The 14,050-nt window shown below is 41.3% G+C and carries 13 protein-coding genes; 4 read left to right on the top strand and 9 right to left on the bottom strand.

Features of this window, described 5'->3' with window-relative positions; genetic code table 11:
* Positions 1-54: 54 nt before the first annotated feature.
* The 5 genes from arfB to QHT84_RS00405 are packed head-to-tail and all read right to left on the bottom strand — an operon-like array spanning position 55 to position 4,009.
* A complete protein-coding gene (gene arfB / locus QHT84_RS00385; protein ID WP_283237553.1) occupies positions 55-456 on the bottom strand; it encodes an alternative ribosome rescue aminoacyl-tRNA hydrolase ArfB in 402 nt (133 codons plus the stop codon).
* A complete protein-coding gene (locus QHT84_RS00390) occupies positions 446-2,014 on the bottom strand; it encodes a DUF4301 family protein (RefSeq protein WP_283237554.1) in 1,569 nt (522 codons plus the stop codon). The genes arfB and QHT84_RS00390 overlap by 11 nt, the downstream gene beginning before the upstream one ends.
* The gene (pnuC, locus tag QHT84_RS00395; RefSeq protein WP_283237555.1) at positions 2,014-2,631 is read right to left on the bottom strand and encodes a nicotinamide riboside transporter PnuC; all 618 of its coding nucleotides are present in this window, start codon (positions 2,629-2,631) and stop codon (positions 2,014-2,016) included. The genes QHT84_RS00390 and pnuC overlap by 1 nt, the downstream gene beginning before the upstream one ends.
* Positions 2,625-3,371, bottom strand: a complete 747-nt coding sequence (locus QHT84_RS00400) for a geranylgeranylglyceryl/heptaprenylglyceryl phosphate synthase (RefSeq protein WP_283237556.1) — start codon at positions 3,369-3,371, stop codon at positions 2,625-2,627. The genes pnuC and QHT84_RS00400 overlap by 7 nt, the downstream gene beginning before the upstream one ends.
* Positions 3,371-4,009, bottom strand: a complete 639-nt coding sequence (locus tag QHT84_RS00405; RefSeq protein WP_283237557.1) for a 4'-phosphopantetheinyl transferase family protein — start codon at positions 4,007-4,009, stop codon at positions 3,371-3,373. Before QHT84_RS00405 ends, QHT84_RS00400 begins: the two co-directional genes overlap by 1 nt.
* A 141-nt stretch (positions 4,010-4,150) precedes the next feature.
* Between QHT84_RS00405 and ahcY the strand changes: the two genes are divergently transcribed.
* A complete protein-coding gene (gene ahcY / locus QHT84_RS00410) occupies positions 4,151-5,467 on the top strand; it encodes an adenosylhomocysteinase (RefSeq protein ID WP_283237558.1) in 1,317 nt (438 codons plus the stop codon).
* A 256-nt stretch (positions 5,468-5,723) separates the two neighbouring features.
* Here the strand turns inward: ahcY and QHT84_RS00415 are convergent, their stop codons facing one another.
* From QHT84_RS00415 to rplU, 3 genes are all read right to left on the bottom strand, one after another.
* Positions 5,724-8,114 carry a T9SS type B sorting domain-containing protein gene (locus QHT84_RS00415; RefSeq protein ID WP_283237559.1) on the bottom strand — a complete coding sequence of 797 codons (2,391 nt, stop codon included), beginning with the start codon at positions 8,112-8,114 and terminating at the stop codon, positions 5,724-5,726.
* Between the two features lie 147 nt (positions 8,115-8,261).
* Positions 8,262-8,522 carry a 50S ribosomal protein L27 gene (gene rpmA / locus QHT84_RS00420; protein ID WP_283237560.1) on the bottom strand — a complete coding sequence of 87 codons (261 nt, stop codon included), beginning with the start codon at positions 8,520-8,522 and terminating at the stop codon, positions 8,262-8,264.
* Positions 8,523-8,546: 24 nt separating this feature from the next.
* Positions 8,547-8,957 (bottom strand): 50S ribosomal protein L21, encoded by a 411-nt coding sequence (gene rplU / locus QHT84_RS00425; RefSeq protein WP_283237561.1) that lies wholly within the window; start codon positions 8,955-8,957, stop codon positions 8,547-8,549.
* A gap of 223 nt (positions 8,958-9,180) precedes the next feature.
* Here rplU and QHT84_RS00430 point away from each other — a divergent pair, with 223 nt between their 5' ends.
* Together QHT84_RS00430 and QHT84_RS00435 are read left to right on the top strand one after the other, a co-directional pair.
* Complete coding sequence (locus QHT84_RS00430) at positions 9,181-10,506, top strand: M16 family metallopeptidase (RefSeq protein ID WP_283237562.1); 1,326 nt, start codon at positions 9,181-9,183, stop codon at positions 10,504-10,506.
* Between the two features lie 13 nt (positions 10,507-10,519).
* Positions 10,520-12,574 carry a M16 family metallopeptidase gene (locus tag QHT84_RS00435; protein ID WP_283237563.1) on the top strand — a complete coding sequence of 685 codons (2,055 nt, stop codon included), beginning with the start codon at positions 10,520-10,522 and terminating at the stop codon, positions 12,572-12,574.
* A 48-nt stretch (positions 12,575-12,622) separates the two neighbouring features.
* On the opposite strand, the gene QHT84_RS00440 is transcribed toward QHT84_RS00435, so the two are convergent.
* Complete coding sequence (locus QHT84_RS00440) at positions 12,623-13,489, bottom strand: DMT family transporter (protein ID WP_283237564.1); 867 nt, start codon at positions 13,487-13,489, stop codon at positions 12,623-12,625.
* 111 nt (positions 13,490-13,600) lie between these two features.
* Between QHT84_RS00440 and QHT84_RS00445 the strand changes: the two genes are divergently transcribed.
* A complete protein-coding gene (locus QHT84_RS00445; RefSeq protein ID WP_283237565.1) occupies positions 13,601-13,978 on the top strand; it encodes a heavy-metal-associated domain-containing protein in 378 nt (125 codons plus the stop codon).
* The last annotated feature ends 72 nt before the right edge of the window (positions 13,979-14,050 follow it).

Raw genomic sequence — 14,050 nt, forward strand, 5'->3', positions numbered from 1 at the left:
TCTACAATTATCCAAATTAGTTTCTCATTTCGACGAAAGAGAAATGACAAGATGCTACAGTCTTGGTTTCTTTCGGTTCTGTTTGATTTCGGAGAGATTGCGTTTGGCTTTGATTCGTTTTTCGATGACCGCTCTCGGTACCGTTGTTTTTTTTCGTTTTTCGGGAACGACTAAAGCTTGTTGTACCAACGCTAAAAAGCGTTTGGTGACTATGGTTTTATTTTTAAGCTGACTTCGATCTTCGTCGCAACTCAAGATCAGCAACCCTTCTGAGGATATTTTTGATTTGAGCTTGGTCAAGAGTAACTCTTTCTCTTCGGGATGTAATCCGTTCGAATGAGGAACATCAAAACTTAAAACCACTTTACTGGACACTTTATTGACGTTTTGTCCGCCCGGTCCGGAACTTCGAACCGCTTTAAATTGCAATTCTGATAGAATGATTTCAGTTTTCATATTGCGGTTGATGCGCCGGTTTAAGTAAGTCGTTAACCGTTTTAACCGGATTAAAAGTTATCAACGGCACTTCAACAAAAACAGTAATCCATTTGGCCATGGCACCGTTCCACAATCCCGGTAATTCGTAGCCTTTCAGGTCTTTTCCTTTGTTATTTTTATGTACAATGAAACCGGTACTGTGGTCTACAAATTGCGTCAAATCAAATTTTTGACCGAGGTAATCTTTGGTGGCACACACCAAATCTACCGGATTAAAATGGGTAGCTTTTGAGAGTATGACCATCTGTTCCCGATTGTTGGTATCCACTTGTGAGGTTTCTACAATTTGCAATGACACATTGCCTTTGTAACTTCGCACCCAAAAAGGACCGCCTCCCGGTTCTCCTTCATTTTTGACCATCCCACACACCCGAATCGGTCGGTTTAACTTGTTCTTGATGTAATCGATTTTGTTCTCAAGCGTATACTTGTAAAAATCGTCAACCACATCAATATTCAGGGATCTTTTCATGAAATGGATAATATTCGGAATATCGTTTTGTTGCACCGTTTGCCGGTCAACAGCATGAAGAATTTTGAATATTTTATCCTGAATTTCCAGTAAAACTCCGGCCAATCCTTTTTTGTACAATGCAATTTCCTGAATGTGATTTTGAATGACGTTGTCTATGTTTTTTACAAACAACACATCGGCATCCAAACTATTGAGATTGTTTATCAGCGCGCCATGTCCTCCCGGGCGAAACACGAGTTGGCCTTCTTCATTTCGGAACGGTTTGTTTTGCATATCCACAGCAAGGGTATCGGTACTTTTTTGCTGGTACGAAAAACTGACATGGGTTTTAGTCCCCGATGTGGCTTCTACTTTATCTTGTACTTTGGCAATAACTTCTCGGAATAGATTTTCATGATTTTCGGATACCGTAAAATGCAAATGCGAAACCGAATTGGAGCTCGCGTAGAATGCGCATTCGTTTAAATGCTCTTCCACCGGTGTGGCAATATGAGTATCGTATTGATGAAAATCGAGTACTCCTTTGGGTTTGTTGGCAAAATCAAAATGGTCTTGCGCGAGCATTAATTTGATAAATCGATAACTTTTTTCGTGGCGTTCGAGCGAATAATAGTCGGGATAAACACTTTTCACTCTGGCTTTTACGGCTTCGTAAAAAGGGAACTTTTCAATTCCGGCCAAGAAAACCGGTAGGTTTTTATCTTTTTTGCGATTGATGTAGGCATTAATGGTTTCGTTTTCGTGATCAAAGTCATTTAAAAATTCATTCAGGAATTTGAACATTCTGCTGGCCGCCCCGGAAGCCGGTACGAATTTTTTTAGTTTTAAAGACGTTTTTTGCGTATCAAACCGTTCCGCATACTGCTGAAATTCTTGCTCAGTAAGTTTCACAATACCATCACCTATAGTAGCCGGGCGTTCCAACGTAATTTTGGGAATCCCCGACTCAAAAAGCAACAGTTCACCCTCAATCTTATCAAGAGAAATACCCTGGCTATCGATATAGTCAAAATCGGCCTTGGTGAATCCGTATTTCGTCATTAAACTTTCTTTTCTTGTAATGTTCTCTTCCATTCTAAGTAGCCGAAAACGGCGATAATTGTAAAAATTAAATACTGGATACTCGTAAACGAATACCCTTTGGCAAAATACATTGGTATGGAAATCACGTTGCCCACGATCCACAACACCCAATTCTCTATTTTCCGACGGGCCATCAGCCACATGCCCACGAAAAAAATTCCGGTGACCAGCGTGTCTACGTACGATGTCCAATGGGTAAATTTATCAAAAATTGTGTAAACCGCGACCACAAAAAGCAGGGTTAACACAAATAACAAAGTCGACATCTTCTTTTCCGATGCCGTCATACGAGCAATAGGAAACAGGATTACGTTTTCTTTTTTTCGTGTCCAATGATACCAGCCGTAAAAACTCATGACTACGTAATAAAAATTAATCATCATATCACCCAAAAGCGACCATTTCCAAAGCAAATAGGTATAAATTCCGGTATTGATAATTCCGGTTGGAAACACCCAGATATTGTCTTTTTTGGCCATCCACACGCTCAGTAAGCCAAATACAATAGCGGTGAGTTCCAACACAATTTCATAGGTTGGGTAGTTTTTGTATTGCGAGAACAAGAACTCTAGCATGTTTTAATTTTGGCCTGTTCGTATTGATGCTGAAAAAAATCGGTGTCTTTTTCAAAAGCGGTGCCGATGACCACCATATCGGCTCCGGCGGCAAAGGCTTGGTCAATTTCTTTTTTGGAACGAATACCGCCACCAACTATCAAAGGTACGGAAATCCTTTGCGCTACAATTGCAATCATTGCTGTCGGAATTGGTTGTTGCGCTCCGCTCCCGGCCTCGAGATAAATTAATTGGTTTCCGATAAGTGTCCCTGCTTTGGCGGTTTGCGCGGCATAATGAAAATCTTCTCGGGCCAACGGTTGGGTTTGAGATACTCTTTCTACAGCCGTTTCGATTCCGCTTTCAATGAGAATATATCCCGTAGATATCACTTCCAAGTTGGTTTTTTCCAACATCGGAACGGCATCCACTTGGTGTTGGATCAGATAATCCGGATTGCGACCGGAGAGCAATTGCAAAAACAACAGGCCATCGGCCTCGCCTGAAATTTGTGACGGATGACCTGGAAAAAGCAAAATCGGCAGACGACTTCTTTGTTTTATTGCCACAACCAAATCGGACAAATGCTTTCCTTGAAACGAGCTGCCACCCACTAAAATGTGGGTTGCCGGTGATTGGTTGATTTTTTCCATCAGATTCGGAACAGCTGCAATCGTTAGTTTATCAGGATCTAAAAGAATAGCCAATAATTTTTGGTCATTCGATTTCGCATGTAATATGTCGGTGTAAATGGTGCTCATTATTTCTTTTCCCCCGAGTTAAATGCACAAACAAAAACATAATTGTCGATAAAATCAAACTGTATGTCAAAATATTCGACATGATCGTTGAATTGAAGCTCGGCTATTGCCTTTTTATCCTCCAACCGAAAGGGCTTTTCAAAAATATGTTCGGGAAAACTAATCCCTTTTTCGTTTTTGATTTTAAAAACCGATTCTTTAATACCCCAAATAACCGTTGCCTTTTTAATTTGGTTTTCGTGAGAAAGCTGATCCAAATGAAACGTTTCCATGAATCGCGGGGCGATATGGAGTGTTTTCTCTTTGAGTAATTCCAAATCGGCTCCCACAATTTGGTTACTCAAAACGATAACCGAACACTCGTGGGAATGCGAAACGGAAATGTGCGTTCCGTCGTTCAAATGCGGCTTTCCGTAGGCATCATAGTACAAATCAAAATCGGTATACCCTGCTTCCATCAGAAGGCGACGCACGCTTAAAAAGCCTTTCTGATGGGCTTCCGATTTCATTCCTTCCAACCTTGCCAAGGAAACATCTTTCAAGGCTACAGAACGAAAAAGTTCATCGAACGTCTCCGTAATCTTCCAAACGTACAGCGAGGTATTTTGATTTAAAGCTTTGATTCCTAGTAACGGCATGAGTGTTTTGAAATTATCTGTTTGTAATTCAGAAAATTAAGGAATTAAACAATCCCTAAAAAAACGAAAAAGGCTTTTTTAATTCTTTTCTATTGTGTAATTTTGCACCACAATTCTTTAAAAAACAAATATACACAATAGATGAGTACACAAACATTACCTTATGTAGCTTACAAAGTTAAAGATATTAACTTGGCAGCTTGGGGAAGAAAAGAAATTGAATTGGCCGAAGCCGAAATGCCGGGATTAATGGCGCTTCGTGCGGAATACGGCGCCAGTCAACCATTAAAAGGGGCTCGCATTGCCGGATGTTTACACATGACCATCCAGACTGCTGTTCTAATCGAGACTTTAATTGCGTTAGGAGCCGAAGTGACTTGGTCTTCTTGTAACATTTTCTCTACTCAGGATCAGGCTGCTGCTGCGATTGCTGCTGCGGGCATTCAGGTTTATGCCTGGAAAGGTTTGAATGAAAAAGAGTTTGACTGGTGTATTGAGCAAACCTTATTCTTTGGAGAAGACAGAAAACCATTGAACATGATTTTGGATGATGGTGGTGATTTGACCAATATGGTATTCGATCGTTACCCTGAGTTGATCCCGGGTATCAAAGGATTATCAGAAGAAACAACTACCGGTGTTCACCGTTTGTACGAAAGAATGAAAAACGGTACATTATACATGCCGGCGATTAACGTAAACGACTCCGTTACGAAATCGAAATTTGACAACAAATACGGTTGTAAAGAATCGGCTGTAGATGCTGTTCGTCGTGCAACCGATATTATGTTGGCCGGAAAAAGAGTGGTTGTTTGTGGCTACGGTGACGTAGGTAAAGGAACAGCGGCTTCTTTCAGAGGTGCCGGTTCTATTGTAACCGTAACTGAAATTGATCCGATTTGTGCGTTACAAGCAGCGATGGACGGGTTTGAAGTGAAAAAATTAGACACCGTTATTGCTAATGCCGATATCGTGATCACGACTACCGGTAACAAAGACATTGTAGTAGGAAGACACTTTGAAGCGATGAAAGACAAAACCATCGTATGTAACATCGGTCACTTTGACAATGAAATCGATATGGCTTGGTTGAACAAAAACCACGGCAATACCAAAGTAGAAATCAAACCTCAAGTAGACAAATACAATGTAAACGGCAAAGATATCATCGTTTTAGCCGAAGGCCGTTTGGTGAATTTAGGTTGTGCTACCGGTCATCCGAGTTTTGTAATGAGTAACTCGTTTACCAACCAAACGTTGGCTCAAATTGAGTTGTGGAACAACAGTGCTGCTTACAAAAACGAAGTGTACATGTTACCGAAACACTTGGATGAAAAAGTAGCGGCCTTGCACTTAGCCAAATTGGGTGTGGAATTGGAAACTTTGAACGAAGAGCAAGCCGCTTATATTGGTGTTGACGTTCAAGGACCATTCAAACCGGAATATTACAGATATTAATCCGACTGGCTTAGACTTCTTAGATCGTTAGATTTTTAGATATTGAAACCCTCGCAGTGATGTGAGGGTTTTTTATTTCACGACAAATCCTGTGTAGCCCCGATGGAAGCAAGCTACCCCCGTCCCGAAATTTCGGGATCGGGGTAGTGCGGACAGCGGGAACAAGGACTGCCGAAACAGCCCGAACCTTTCGCTCCTAAAACCCAATCGGTGAACAAAAAGTTATACCCACAGCCGGTATCATTTGAAATTTGAGTTATCGCTTTAGCGCAAAATGCCCTTTTTGCGTTTTGCCATCCGGGAACTTTATCAGGTACCAATAATCGTCTGAGGGAAGTTTTCTTCCGTTGTAAGTACCGTCCCAACCTTCGCCATTGGCTTTCATTTGTTTAATCAGTTTCCCGTAGCGGTCAAAAATTTGAATGAGGGTGTCGGGTTGGGTTGTAGCACAACCCAAACGCCAAATATCGTGATGCCCGTCGGCGTTAGGAGTAAAATAAATCGGAATTCCGATGATTTCAAACGGCAGTGAGGCCACACCGCAGCCATCAGTATCACTCACATAAGCCGTGTGGATGCCGCAAGATACGTTATGGAATTGGTTGCTCGACTGAAACGGACCGTTGGGACTGTCGATACTATAACCATAATTGGGCGAAAAGGGGTTTATGGTGACCGAATTATTTTCGATGCCGGTGCCTTGGCTCGCGACCGACGTAATGTTAGCGCCATTGGACGTATTCACTATAATCGTACGCGTGCTGACACAACCGTCAGCATTCACGACATTCACCGTATAGGTCCCGGGCTGATCGACAAGGATAGCAGCCGTCGTTTCGGGAAGTACCGCTCCGCCATAACTCCAGACATATTGATACGGATGCCCGTCAAGTAAACCGGCGTCAATGGTGGTTTGAAACCCCGGCAGGTTGGCACAAACATACGCTTCGCCATTGGGTTCAATGGGCGGAAGTCGGTTCACCACCAAAGGAATTTCACTAATCCCTGAACACCCGTTAGCACTGTCTTCAACTCTTACAAAGACACTTGAACTGTAGGGAGTGGTATTGGTATGCATCAAATTGACCAACTGATTTTGTTCGAGTAAAGCGTCCTGAAGCGTCAGAAAATAGGAAGCGGTTTGTGTGGGCAGCAGGACGATATTGGCCTGATTGAGGTTGAATGTCGCCAAGCCGTTTTGCTGTACATCACAAGTTTCCAATCCGGCTACGCTTTGCCCTACGGCGACATTCACATGGAGTGTCAAGGGATAAGTGGTGCTGCAGCCGTTAGCATATAACAACTGCGCCAGGATGTTTTGAGGATTTGCGGTATTGGTATAATTGACAGGTAGCGGTTGATTGGCGGTAAGGCTTGCATTATCCAAATAATACGTCACGTCTACATCCGAAGCTCCTTGGGTAAAAAATCCATCGGCTTCCGAAAGATTAAACAAGGTGACGCCATCCGGATTGATGCCATAATCACACTGAACGAGACTGGCGGCTGTTACAACGGGAAATGAGTTAACGATTAAGTCAATCGGACTGATAAAAGTACAGTTTCCGTCTTCAATTTTTACAAAGAGCGTTTGGGATTCGGGCACTGTGTTGTAAAAAAACAGCGGTAGCGGATTGAGGTTGTTTTCAGCATCGGCTTGCGATAAATAATAGGTAACCGTTATTCCGGGAAGGAGATTCGGGAAAATAACCGAAGTAACATCTTGCATATTGAACGTAGTCTGACCATTGAACTTGTTGCCGTCAGTCGTATCGTCACAAATCGAAAATTGATTTTCCGACAAACCAATTTCACCCGAAATAATGAGGTCAAATGAACCGTTATTGAAGCACTCGGTTACGGTGCTCTCTATTCTGACATAAATGGTTTGGGGATTCGAGGTATTGACAAATGAACTCGGATCGGTTATCGCATTCTCTCCCAAAAAAGCATCACTTTCGTTAGTATAATACGTAACCGTAACATTGGTTTGGCTGCCAATAATATGCGGCGTATTCTGGGTTAAGTCGAATACGGTTGAAGCATTCGGAACACCATCAACATCACACTGAGTTAAATCAATGGAAGTTACGCCGAGAGGCAAATCAAATTGAGGCGGATCGTTAAAGGTGGCCGTTCCGGTCCAGATTATCGAAAAATTACTGTTTCCGATGGCACGATCAACGACGAGCATGTAGGTTTCGTCTGCCAACACATCGACAACCGAAACAAAACTGTTGCCGTCGCCGGCAGGACCTTCACTAGTGTCGGTTTCAGAACTTTGCAAACCGGTTATATTATACGTTAGTCCCGCCATATTGGGATTGGTAGTAGAACAACGGATGATATTTTTTTCAATACAAGATTCGTAATAATAAAGGTAGAAGTCAAAATCCTCAATCAGGTTGGGGCTTTCGGGAACAATGGTGAATTCAAGCGTACCGGAAGTGGCAATTTTTATTTTCATCCAAATACTGTTGTACTCTTGGCCGCCACAACTACTTACTTCCTGTATTGACCCCGAGCCGTTTACTTCAACATTGTTAAAATTTGTATTCCCACATACGACTATGGCATCTGCACAATCATTTTGGGCATTGAGTGTAATGCCAAGGAAGATTAGAACAAAAAGGAGTGCCTGTTTCATATGAAATTCAAATTTACTGAATTTCTGCACAAAAGACAACACGCTAAGAACAGATTATAGAAAGAACCGGTTTCCGAGATGTATTATTCAAAACAAAAAACCCGTTCAGTACTGAACGGGTTTTGTATAATGATAAGAGTTTTGTTCTTATGCTTCGAAGGGAAGGATAGACACAAATGATTTGTTGTCTCCTTTTTTCTGGAATTTTACAATTCCGTCAACTTTTGCATGTAAAGTATGATCTTTACCCATGTAAACGTTTTCTCCGGCATTGTGTTTAGAACCTCTTTGTCTAACGATGATATTCCCTGCAACCGCAGCTTGACCACCGTAAATCTTAACGCCTAAACGTTTCGATTCTGATTCTCTACCGTTCTTCGAACTACCGACACCTTTCTTGTGAGCCATGACGTTTTAGTTTTTAAATGTTAATTATTCTTCAGTGGTTTCTGCTTTTTTAGCTTTCGGAGCTTTTGGCTCTGCGGCTTTTTCAGCTTTAGGTTCAGCCGATTTGGCTGCTTTTTTTGATCCGGTAGCACTGATTCCCTCAATAACGATTTGCGTTAATGATTGTCTGTGTCCGTTTCTTTTTTTGTACCCTTTTCTTCTTTTCTTTTTGAAAACGATAACTTTATCTCCTTTTAAGTGTTGTAACACTTTGGCTTCTACTGAAGCACCTTCTATAGCTGGGGCGCCTAAAGTGATGTTCCCATTGTCGTCTAACAAAAGAACTTTGTCAAAAGAAACTTTTGACCCTTCTTCGGTAGCCAAACGGTGAACAAAAACTTTTTGGTCTTTGCTTACTTTGAATTGTTGCCCTGCTATCTCTACGATTGCGTACATAACAATAATGTTTAGTTAAATTTTAAGTGCGCAAATATACGACTATTTCTTATTCACACAACAGAATAACAGAAAAATTTCATGTCTGTTACGTAACTCATTACACTAGGCATCAGATTTTTGAATCATTGAAACGTTTTTGGATAAAAAAAAGTACATTTGTGTAACAAAATCAAGGGTTAGTTAACTAACTGAACAATCAACGAAAAAATTTCAATTTTTTATGAAAAAATCATTAATTGCTTTAAGTTCAATGCTTATGCTTGGAGGAACAGCTCATGCGCAAAAGGTGGCGTTTGAAGAGTACGATTTGCCAAACGGATTGCATGTTATTTTACACAACGATCCGTCGGCGCCGGTGGTGATTACCTCGGTAATGTACCACGTAGGATCCAAAGACGAAAATCCGGAGAGAACGGGTTTTGCTCACTTTTTTGAACATTTATTGTTTGAAGGTACCGAAAACATCAAAAGAGGAGAATGGTTTAAAATTGTAACGTCTAACGGAGGAACCAACAACGCCAACACTTCGGAAGACCGAACGTATTATTTTGAAGTATTTCCTTCCAACAATACCGAGTTGGGATTGTGGATGGAATCGGAACGATTAATGCATCCGGTAATCAACCAAATCGGAGTGGATACACAAAACGAAGTAGTTAAAGAAGAAAAAAGATTACGCGTAGACAACCAGCCTTATGGCCAGTTGATTGCCGAAGTAAAGAAAAACATGTTCAAAGTGCATCCGTACCGTTGGGCACCTATCGGTTCAATGGCGCACTTAGACGCAGCTACTTTAGAAGAATTTCAAGCGTTCAATAAAAAATTCTACACGCCGAATAATGCGGTTTTAGTGGTTGCCGGTCAAATCAATATCCCACAAACCAAAGCGTGGATTGAAAAATATTTCGGCCCGATTCCGAGAGGTGTTGAAATTAAGAAAGAAACCTTTGTAGAAGCGCCAATTACAGAGCCTATTAAAGCGCGTTACGAAGACCCGAACATCCAAAAAGAAATGGTGGTAGCGGCCTACAGAACGCCGTCAATGAAAACGCGTGATGCTCGCGTATTGGATATGATTTCAACGTATTTAAGCAACGGGAAAAGTTCTAAATTATACAAGAAAATTGTAGACGATAAAAAAATGGCGTTACAAGTAGGAGCCTTCAACTATAGCCAAGAAGACTACGGCCAATATATCCTTTACGGAATGCCGCAAGGCGAGACCACTTCAGCCGATTTAATCAGAGAGATTGATGAAGAAATTGTAAAAATGCAAAACGAACTCATCTCTGAAAAAGATTTCCAAAAATTACAAAACATTTACGAAAGCAACTACGTTGACGGCAATGCCAGCGTGGAAGGGGTAGCTGAAAATTTAGCGACTTATTATTTGTTGTATGGGGATGTAAATTTAATCAATACGGAAATCGACATGTACCGTTCTATCACTCGTGAAGAAATCAGAGACATTGCTAAAAAATACCTGAATCCGAACCAACGTTTGATTTTAGATTACGTTCCGGCCAAAGACAAAGCTCAAAACTAAGACTCAAAGGATTATGAAAAAAACATTTATATTATTATCAAGCTTGTTTTTAACCCTTATTATGCAAGCACAAGACAGAACGCAGCCTAAACCGGGACCGGCGCCGAGTATCAACATCAAAAAACCGGAAACATTTTCATTGCCTAACGGCTTGAAAGTTTTGGTAGTGGAAAACCACAAACTGCCGAGAGTTTCTTATAGTTTAACTATCGACAACACCCCGTATGCCGAAGGAGACAAAAAAGGGGTTGATGAATTGACCAGCGCTTTAATAGGAAACGGCTCTTTGAAAACGCCTAAAGATGCTTTTAACGAAGAAATCGACTTTTTAGGAGCGAATATTAATTTCTATTCTTCGGGTGCTTCGGCCAGTGGTTTGTCGAAACACGCCAAAAGAATTTTAGAATTAATGGCTGAAGGAGCACTAACGCCTAACTTTACTCAGGAAGAATTTGATAAAGAAAGAGATAAATTAATCGAAGGCTTAAAAACACAAGAAAAAAGCGTTACCGCTGTAGCCGGAAGAGTTGAAAAAGTGTTGGCTTACGGTAAAAGTCACCCGGCCGGAGAGTACTTGTCTGAAGAAACCATCAAAAATGTTTCTTTAGCGGATGTGAAAGCGAATTACAGAACGTATTTTGTTCCGGAGCACGCTTATCTGGTAATTGTAGGTGACGTAAAAACAAAAGACGTAAAGAAAAACGTTGAAAAATTGTTCGGTTCTTGGGTAAAAGCTACGGCGCCAAGATTAACCTATTCTAATCCGACCAACGTACAATACACACAAATCAACTTTGTGGATATGCCTAACGCCGTACAATCTGAAATTACCTTATTCAATACGGTAAACTTAAAAATGAGTGACCCAGATTTCTTCCCGGTAATTTTAGCAAACCAAGTGTTTGGCGGCGATTTTAACAGCTACTTAAACATGAACTTGAGAGAAAAACACGGCTGGACTTACGGCGCCCGTTCGAGTGTTGGTTTCGACAAAAACATGCACAGCGAATTCAGAGCCAATACCCAAGTGAGAAATGCGGTAACCGACAGCGCTATCACGCAGGCTTTGTACGAGTTAAATCGTATCAGAACTGAGAAAGTAACCGAAGAAACCTTGAATAACGTTAAAGCAGGTTATATCGGTCGTTTTGTAATGCAGGTAGAAAAACCGGCTACTGTGGCGCGTTATGCGTTAAATATTGAAACCGAAGGCTTACCGGCTAATTTCTATGAAAACTATATCAAAAACATCAACGCCGTTACGCCTGATGATATCATGAGAGTGGTAAACCGCTATTTCTTAGCCGACAATATGAGAATATTGGTGGTAGGAAAAGCCTCGGATGTATTACCGGGATTAGAAAGTTTGAAAATTCCGATTTTCTACTTTGACAAGTTTGGTAATCCAACCGAAAAACCGGCTATGAAAAAACCGGTTCCTGCCGGAGTAAGTGTAAAAACGGTTATCGATGCTTATGTAGCAGCAATTGGTGGTGACAAAGCCATCAAATCGGTAAAATCGATTGCCTCAGTAGGAGAAACCAAAATTCCGCAAGCACCAATGCCGTTAAGCTATACCTCTAAAATCGATGCTAAAGGAAGAATGATGGTAGAATTATCTATGGCCGGTATGGGCTCGTTGATGAAACAAGTAGTCAACGGTAATTCGGGATACATGATGCAACAAGGTCAGAAAAAAGTATTAGAAGGCGATGATTTGGCTAAAATGAAAGAAAGCGCCGTGTTGTTTAACGAAACCTTATTAGCAAACAAACCGGGGGTTACCGTAACCGGTATCGAGCCCATGAACGGCAGCGATGCGTATACAGTTGTGGATGGCGACACTACCTACTATTTTGATGTAAAATCGGGCTTAAAAACTGCCGAAGCAACTACGGATGAGCAAGGTGGTCAAAAAGTAACTCGCGTTACCTATTTCAACGATTACCGCGCCGTAAAAGGCGTTAAAGTTCCGTTTAACACCGTGATGAATGTTGGTTTTGAATTGGATATTAAAATGTCTGACGTGAAAATTAACGAAGGGGTTATCGATGCTGATTTTCAATAATTGATTTTTTTTGTGATACTAAAAAGACCGTTCTGAGAACGGTCTTTTTTATTTTCTACTCGAAAGGTAAACGCCTATCAACACAATCAGCGCTCCAATAAACTGAACCGGTGTCAACATTTCATGATCCAACAATCCCCAAAAGAAAGCCACTATCGGAATCAAATACGTTACCGAAGTCGCAAACACCGGTGATGAAATCTGAATCAATTTATAAAAAAGAACATTAGCCACTCCGGTCCCAATAATTCCCAATACCGCCACAAAAATCAGCGCATGCTGTACCTTTTCATGGGTGACTACCGAAAAGAAATCGGTGAAAGACAAAATCAAAAACGCCGGCACTACCATCACGGCAAAGTTTCCCGTGGTAATGGCAAGCGGTTTCAAATCGGACAAATACCGTTTGATTAAATTCACATTCGTAGCATAGCAAACCGAAGCGATTAAAACTAAGATAGTGTACCAATAATTCTGATTAGGATGATGCGCCGCTCCGTTAAGTATGAGCAAAGTGGTGCCCAAAAAACCAATAATTACTCCGATAATTTGCGTTCGTTTGAAATCCAATCTGAAAATAACAGCACCGATAATGAGCGTGTTTAACGGCGTCAGCGAATTGAGGATCGAACTCACCGAACTGCTGATTTGAGTTTGCGCGATGGCAAAAAGATAAGCCGGAACAAAGGTGCCGAATAATGCCGTTAACGCAATATACTTCCATTGGTGTAACGGAATGGTGGCGAGGTTTCGAAAACCAACTAGCAATAAAAATAGCGCACAAAAAATAATGCGCAACGAACCCAACTGGAAAGGATTCAGCGCTACCAAACCCTTTTTGATTAATATGAATGAGCTGCCCCAAATCAGAGCCAGGGCAATCAACAGCAACCATTTCAACTTTTGTGTGGGCATATCTCCATTTTTATGCGTCAAATTTTGTAATTATTTTAAGAATAATAACTTTAATTTTTATTTATTTTTGTTGGCACAAGCAAGCCTAAACTTAAAAAAAATAATACTATCATGAATTTTTCCAAATCACTTGTAATGTTGGGCGTAGCCGCATCAATGTTAATAGGCTGTAAAGATACAGCCGGCAAACCTACCGCATCAGAGGCCACTCAGGAAACTGTAGCGGATGCCCCAAAAACACCGGCGGTAGCGGCCAAACCCGAAACTGCTCAGTTTAAAATTGAAGGAATGACCTGTGCCATGGGTTGTGCCAAAACCATCGAAAAACGATTGGCTAAGATGGAAGGCGTACAAAAAGCCACGGTGGATTTCGACAAAAAAGAAGCAACTGTCGAATTCGATGCAGCGGTTTTAACGCCACAAAAATTGTATGCTACCGTGGAAGCTACCGGTGACGGAGCCACGTATAAAGTAGCGCAATCCAAATAATCCGATTACAATACAATCATAACAAAAAGGAACTCCGTAGAGTTCCTTTTTTATTTAGCTTGCTTCGCCAGT

It is taken from the genome of Flavobacterium sedimenticola (assembly GCF_030053345.1).
GTDB classification, from domain to species: Bacteria; Bacteroidota; Bacteroidia; order Flavobacteriales; family Flavobacteriaceae; genus Flavobacterium; species Flavobacterium sedimenticola.

Excerpts from the sequence above, each read along its gene's own strand:
- arfB (WP_283237553.1), bottom strand. The coding sequence starts at position 456 with ATGAAAACTGAAATCATTCTATCAGAATTGCAATTTAAAGCGGTTCGA.
- QHT84_RS00390 (WP_283237554.1), bottom strand. The coding sequence starts at position 2,014 with ATGACGAAATACGGATTCACCAAGGCCGATTTTGACTATATCGATAGC.
- pnuC (WP_283237555.1), bottom strand. The coding sequence starts at position 2,631 with ATGCTAGAGTTCTTGTTCTCGCAATACAAAAACTACCCAACCTATGAA.
- QHT84_RS00400 (WP_283237556.1), bottom strand. The coding sequence starts at position 3,371 with ATGAGCACCATTTACACCGACATATTACATGCGAAATCGAATGACCAA.
- QHT84_RS00405 (WP_283237557.1), bottom strand. The coding sequence starts at position 4,009 with ATGCCGTTACTAGGAATCAAAGCTTTAAATCAAAATACCTCGCTGTAC.
- ahcY (WP_283237558.1), top strand. The coding sequence starts at position 4,151 with ATGAGTACACAAACATTACCTTATGTAGCTTACAAAGTTAAAGATATT.
- QHT84_RS00415 (WP_283237559.1), bottom strand. The coding sequence starts at position 8,114 with ATGAAACAGGCACTCCTTTTTGTTCTAATCTTCCTTGGCATTACACTC.
- rpmA (WP_283237560.1), bottom strand. The coding sequence starts at position 8,522 with ATGGCTCACAAGAAAGGTGTCGGTAGTTCGAAGAACGGTAGAGAATCA.
- rplU (WP_283237561.1), bottom strand. The coding sequence starts at position 8,957 with ATGTACGCAATCGTAGAGATAGCAGGGCAACAATTCAAAGTAAGCAAA.
- QHT84_RS00430 (WP_283237562.1), top strand. The coding sequence starts at position 9,181 with ATGAAAAAATCATTAATTGCTTTAAGTTCAATGCTTATGCTTGGAGGA.
- QHT84_RS00435 (WP_283237563.1), top strand. The coding sequence starts at position 10,520 with ATGAAAAAAACATTTATATTATTATCAAGCTTGTTTTTAACCCTTATT.
- QHT84_RS00440 (WP_283237564.1), bottom strand. The coding sequence starts at position 13,489 with ATGCCCACACAAAAGTTGAAATGGTTGCTGTTGATTGCCCTGGCTCTG.
- QHT84_RS00445 (WP_283237565.1), top strand. The coding sequence starts at position 13,601 with ATGAATTTTTCCAAATCACTTGTAATGTTGGGCGTAGCCGCATCAATG.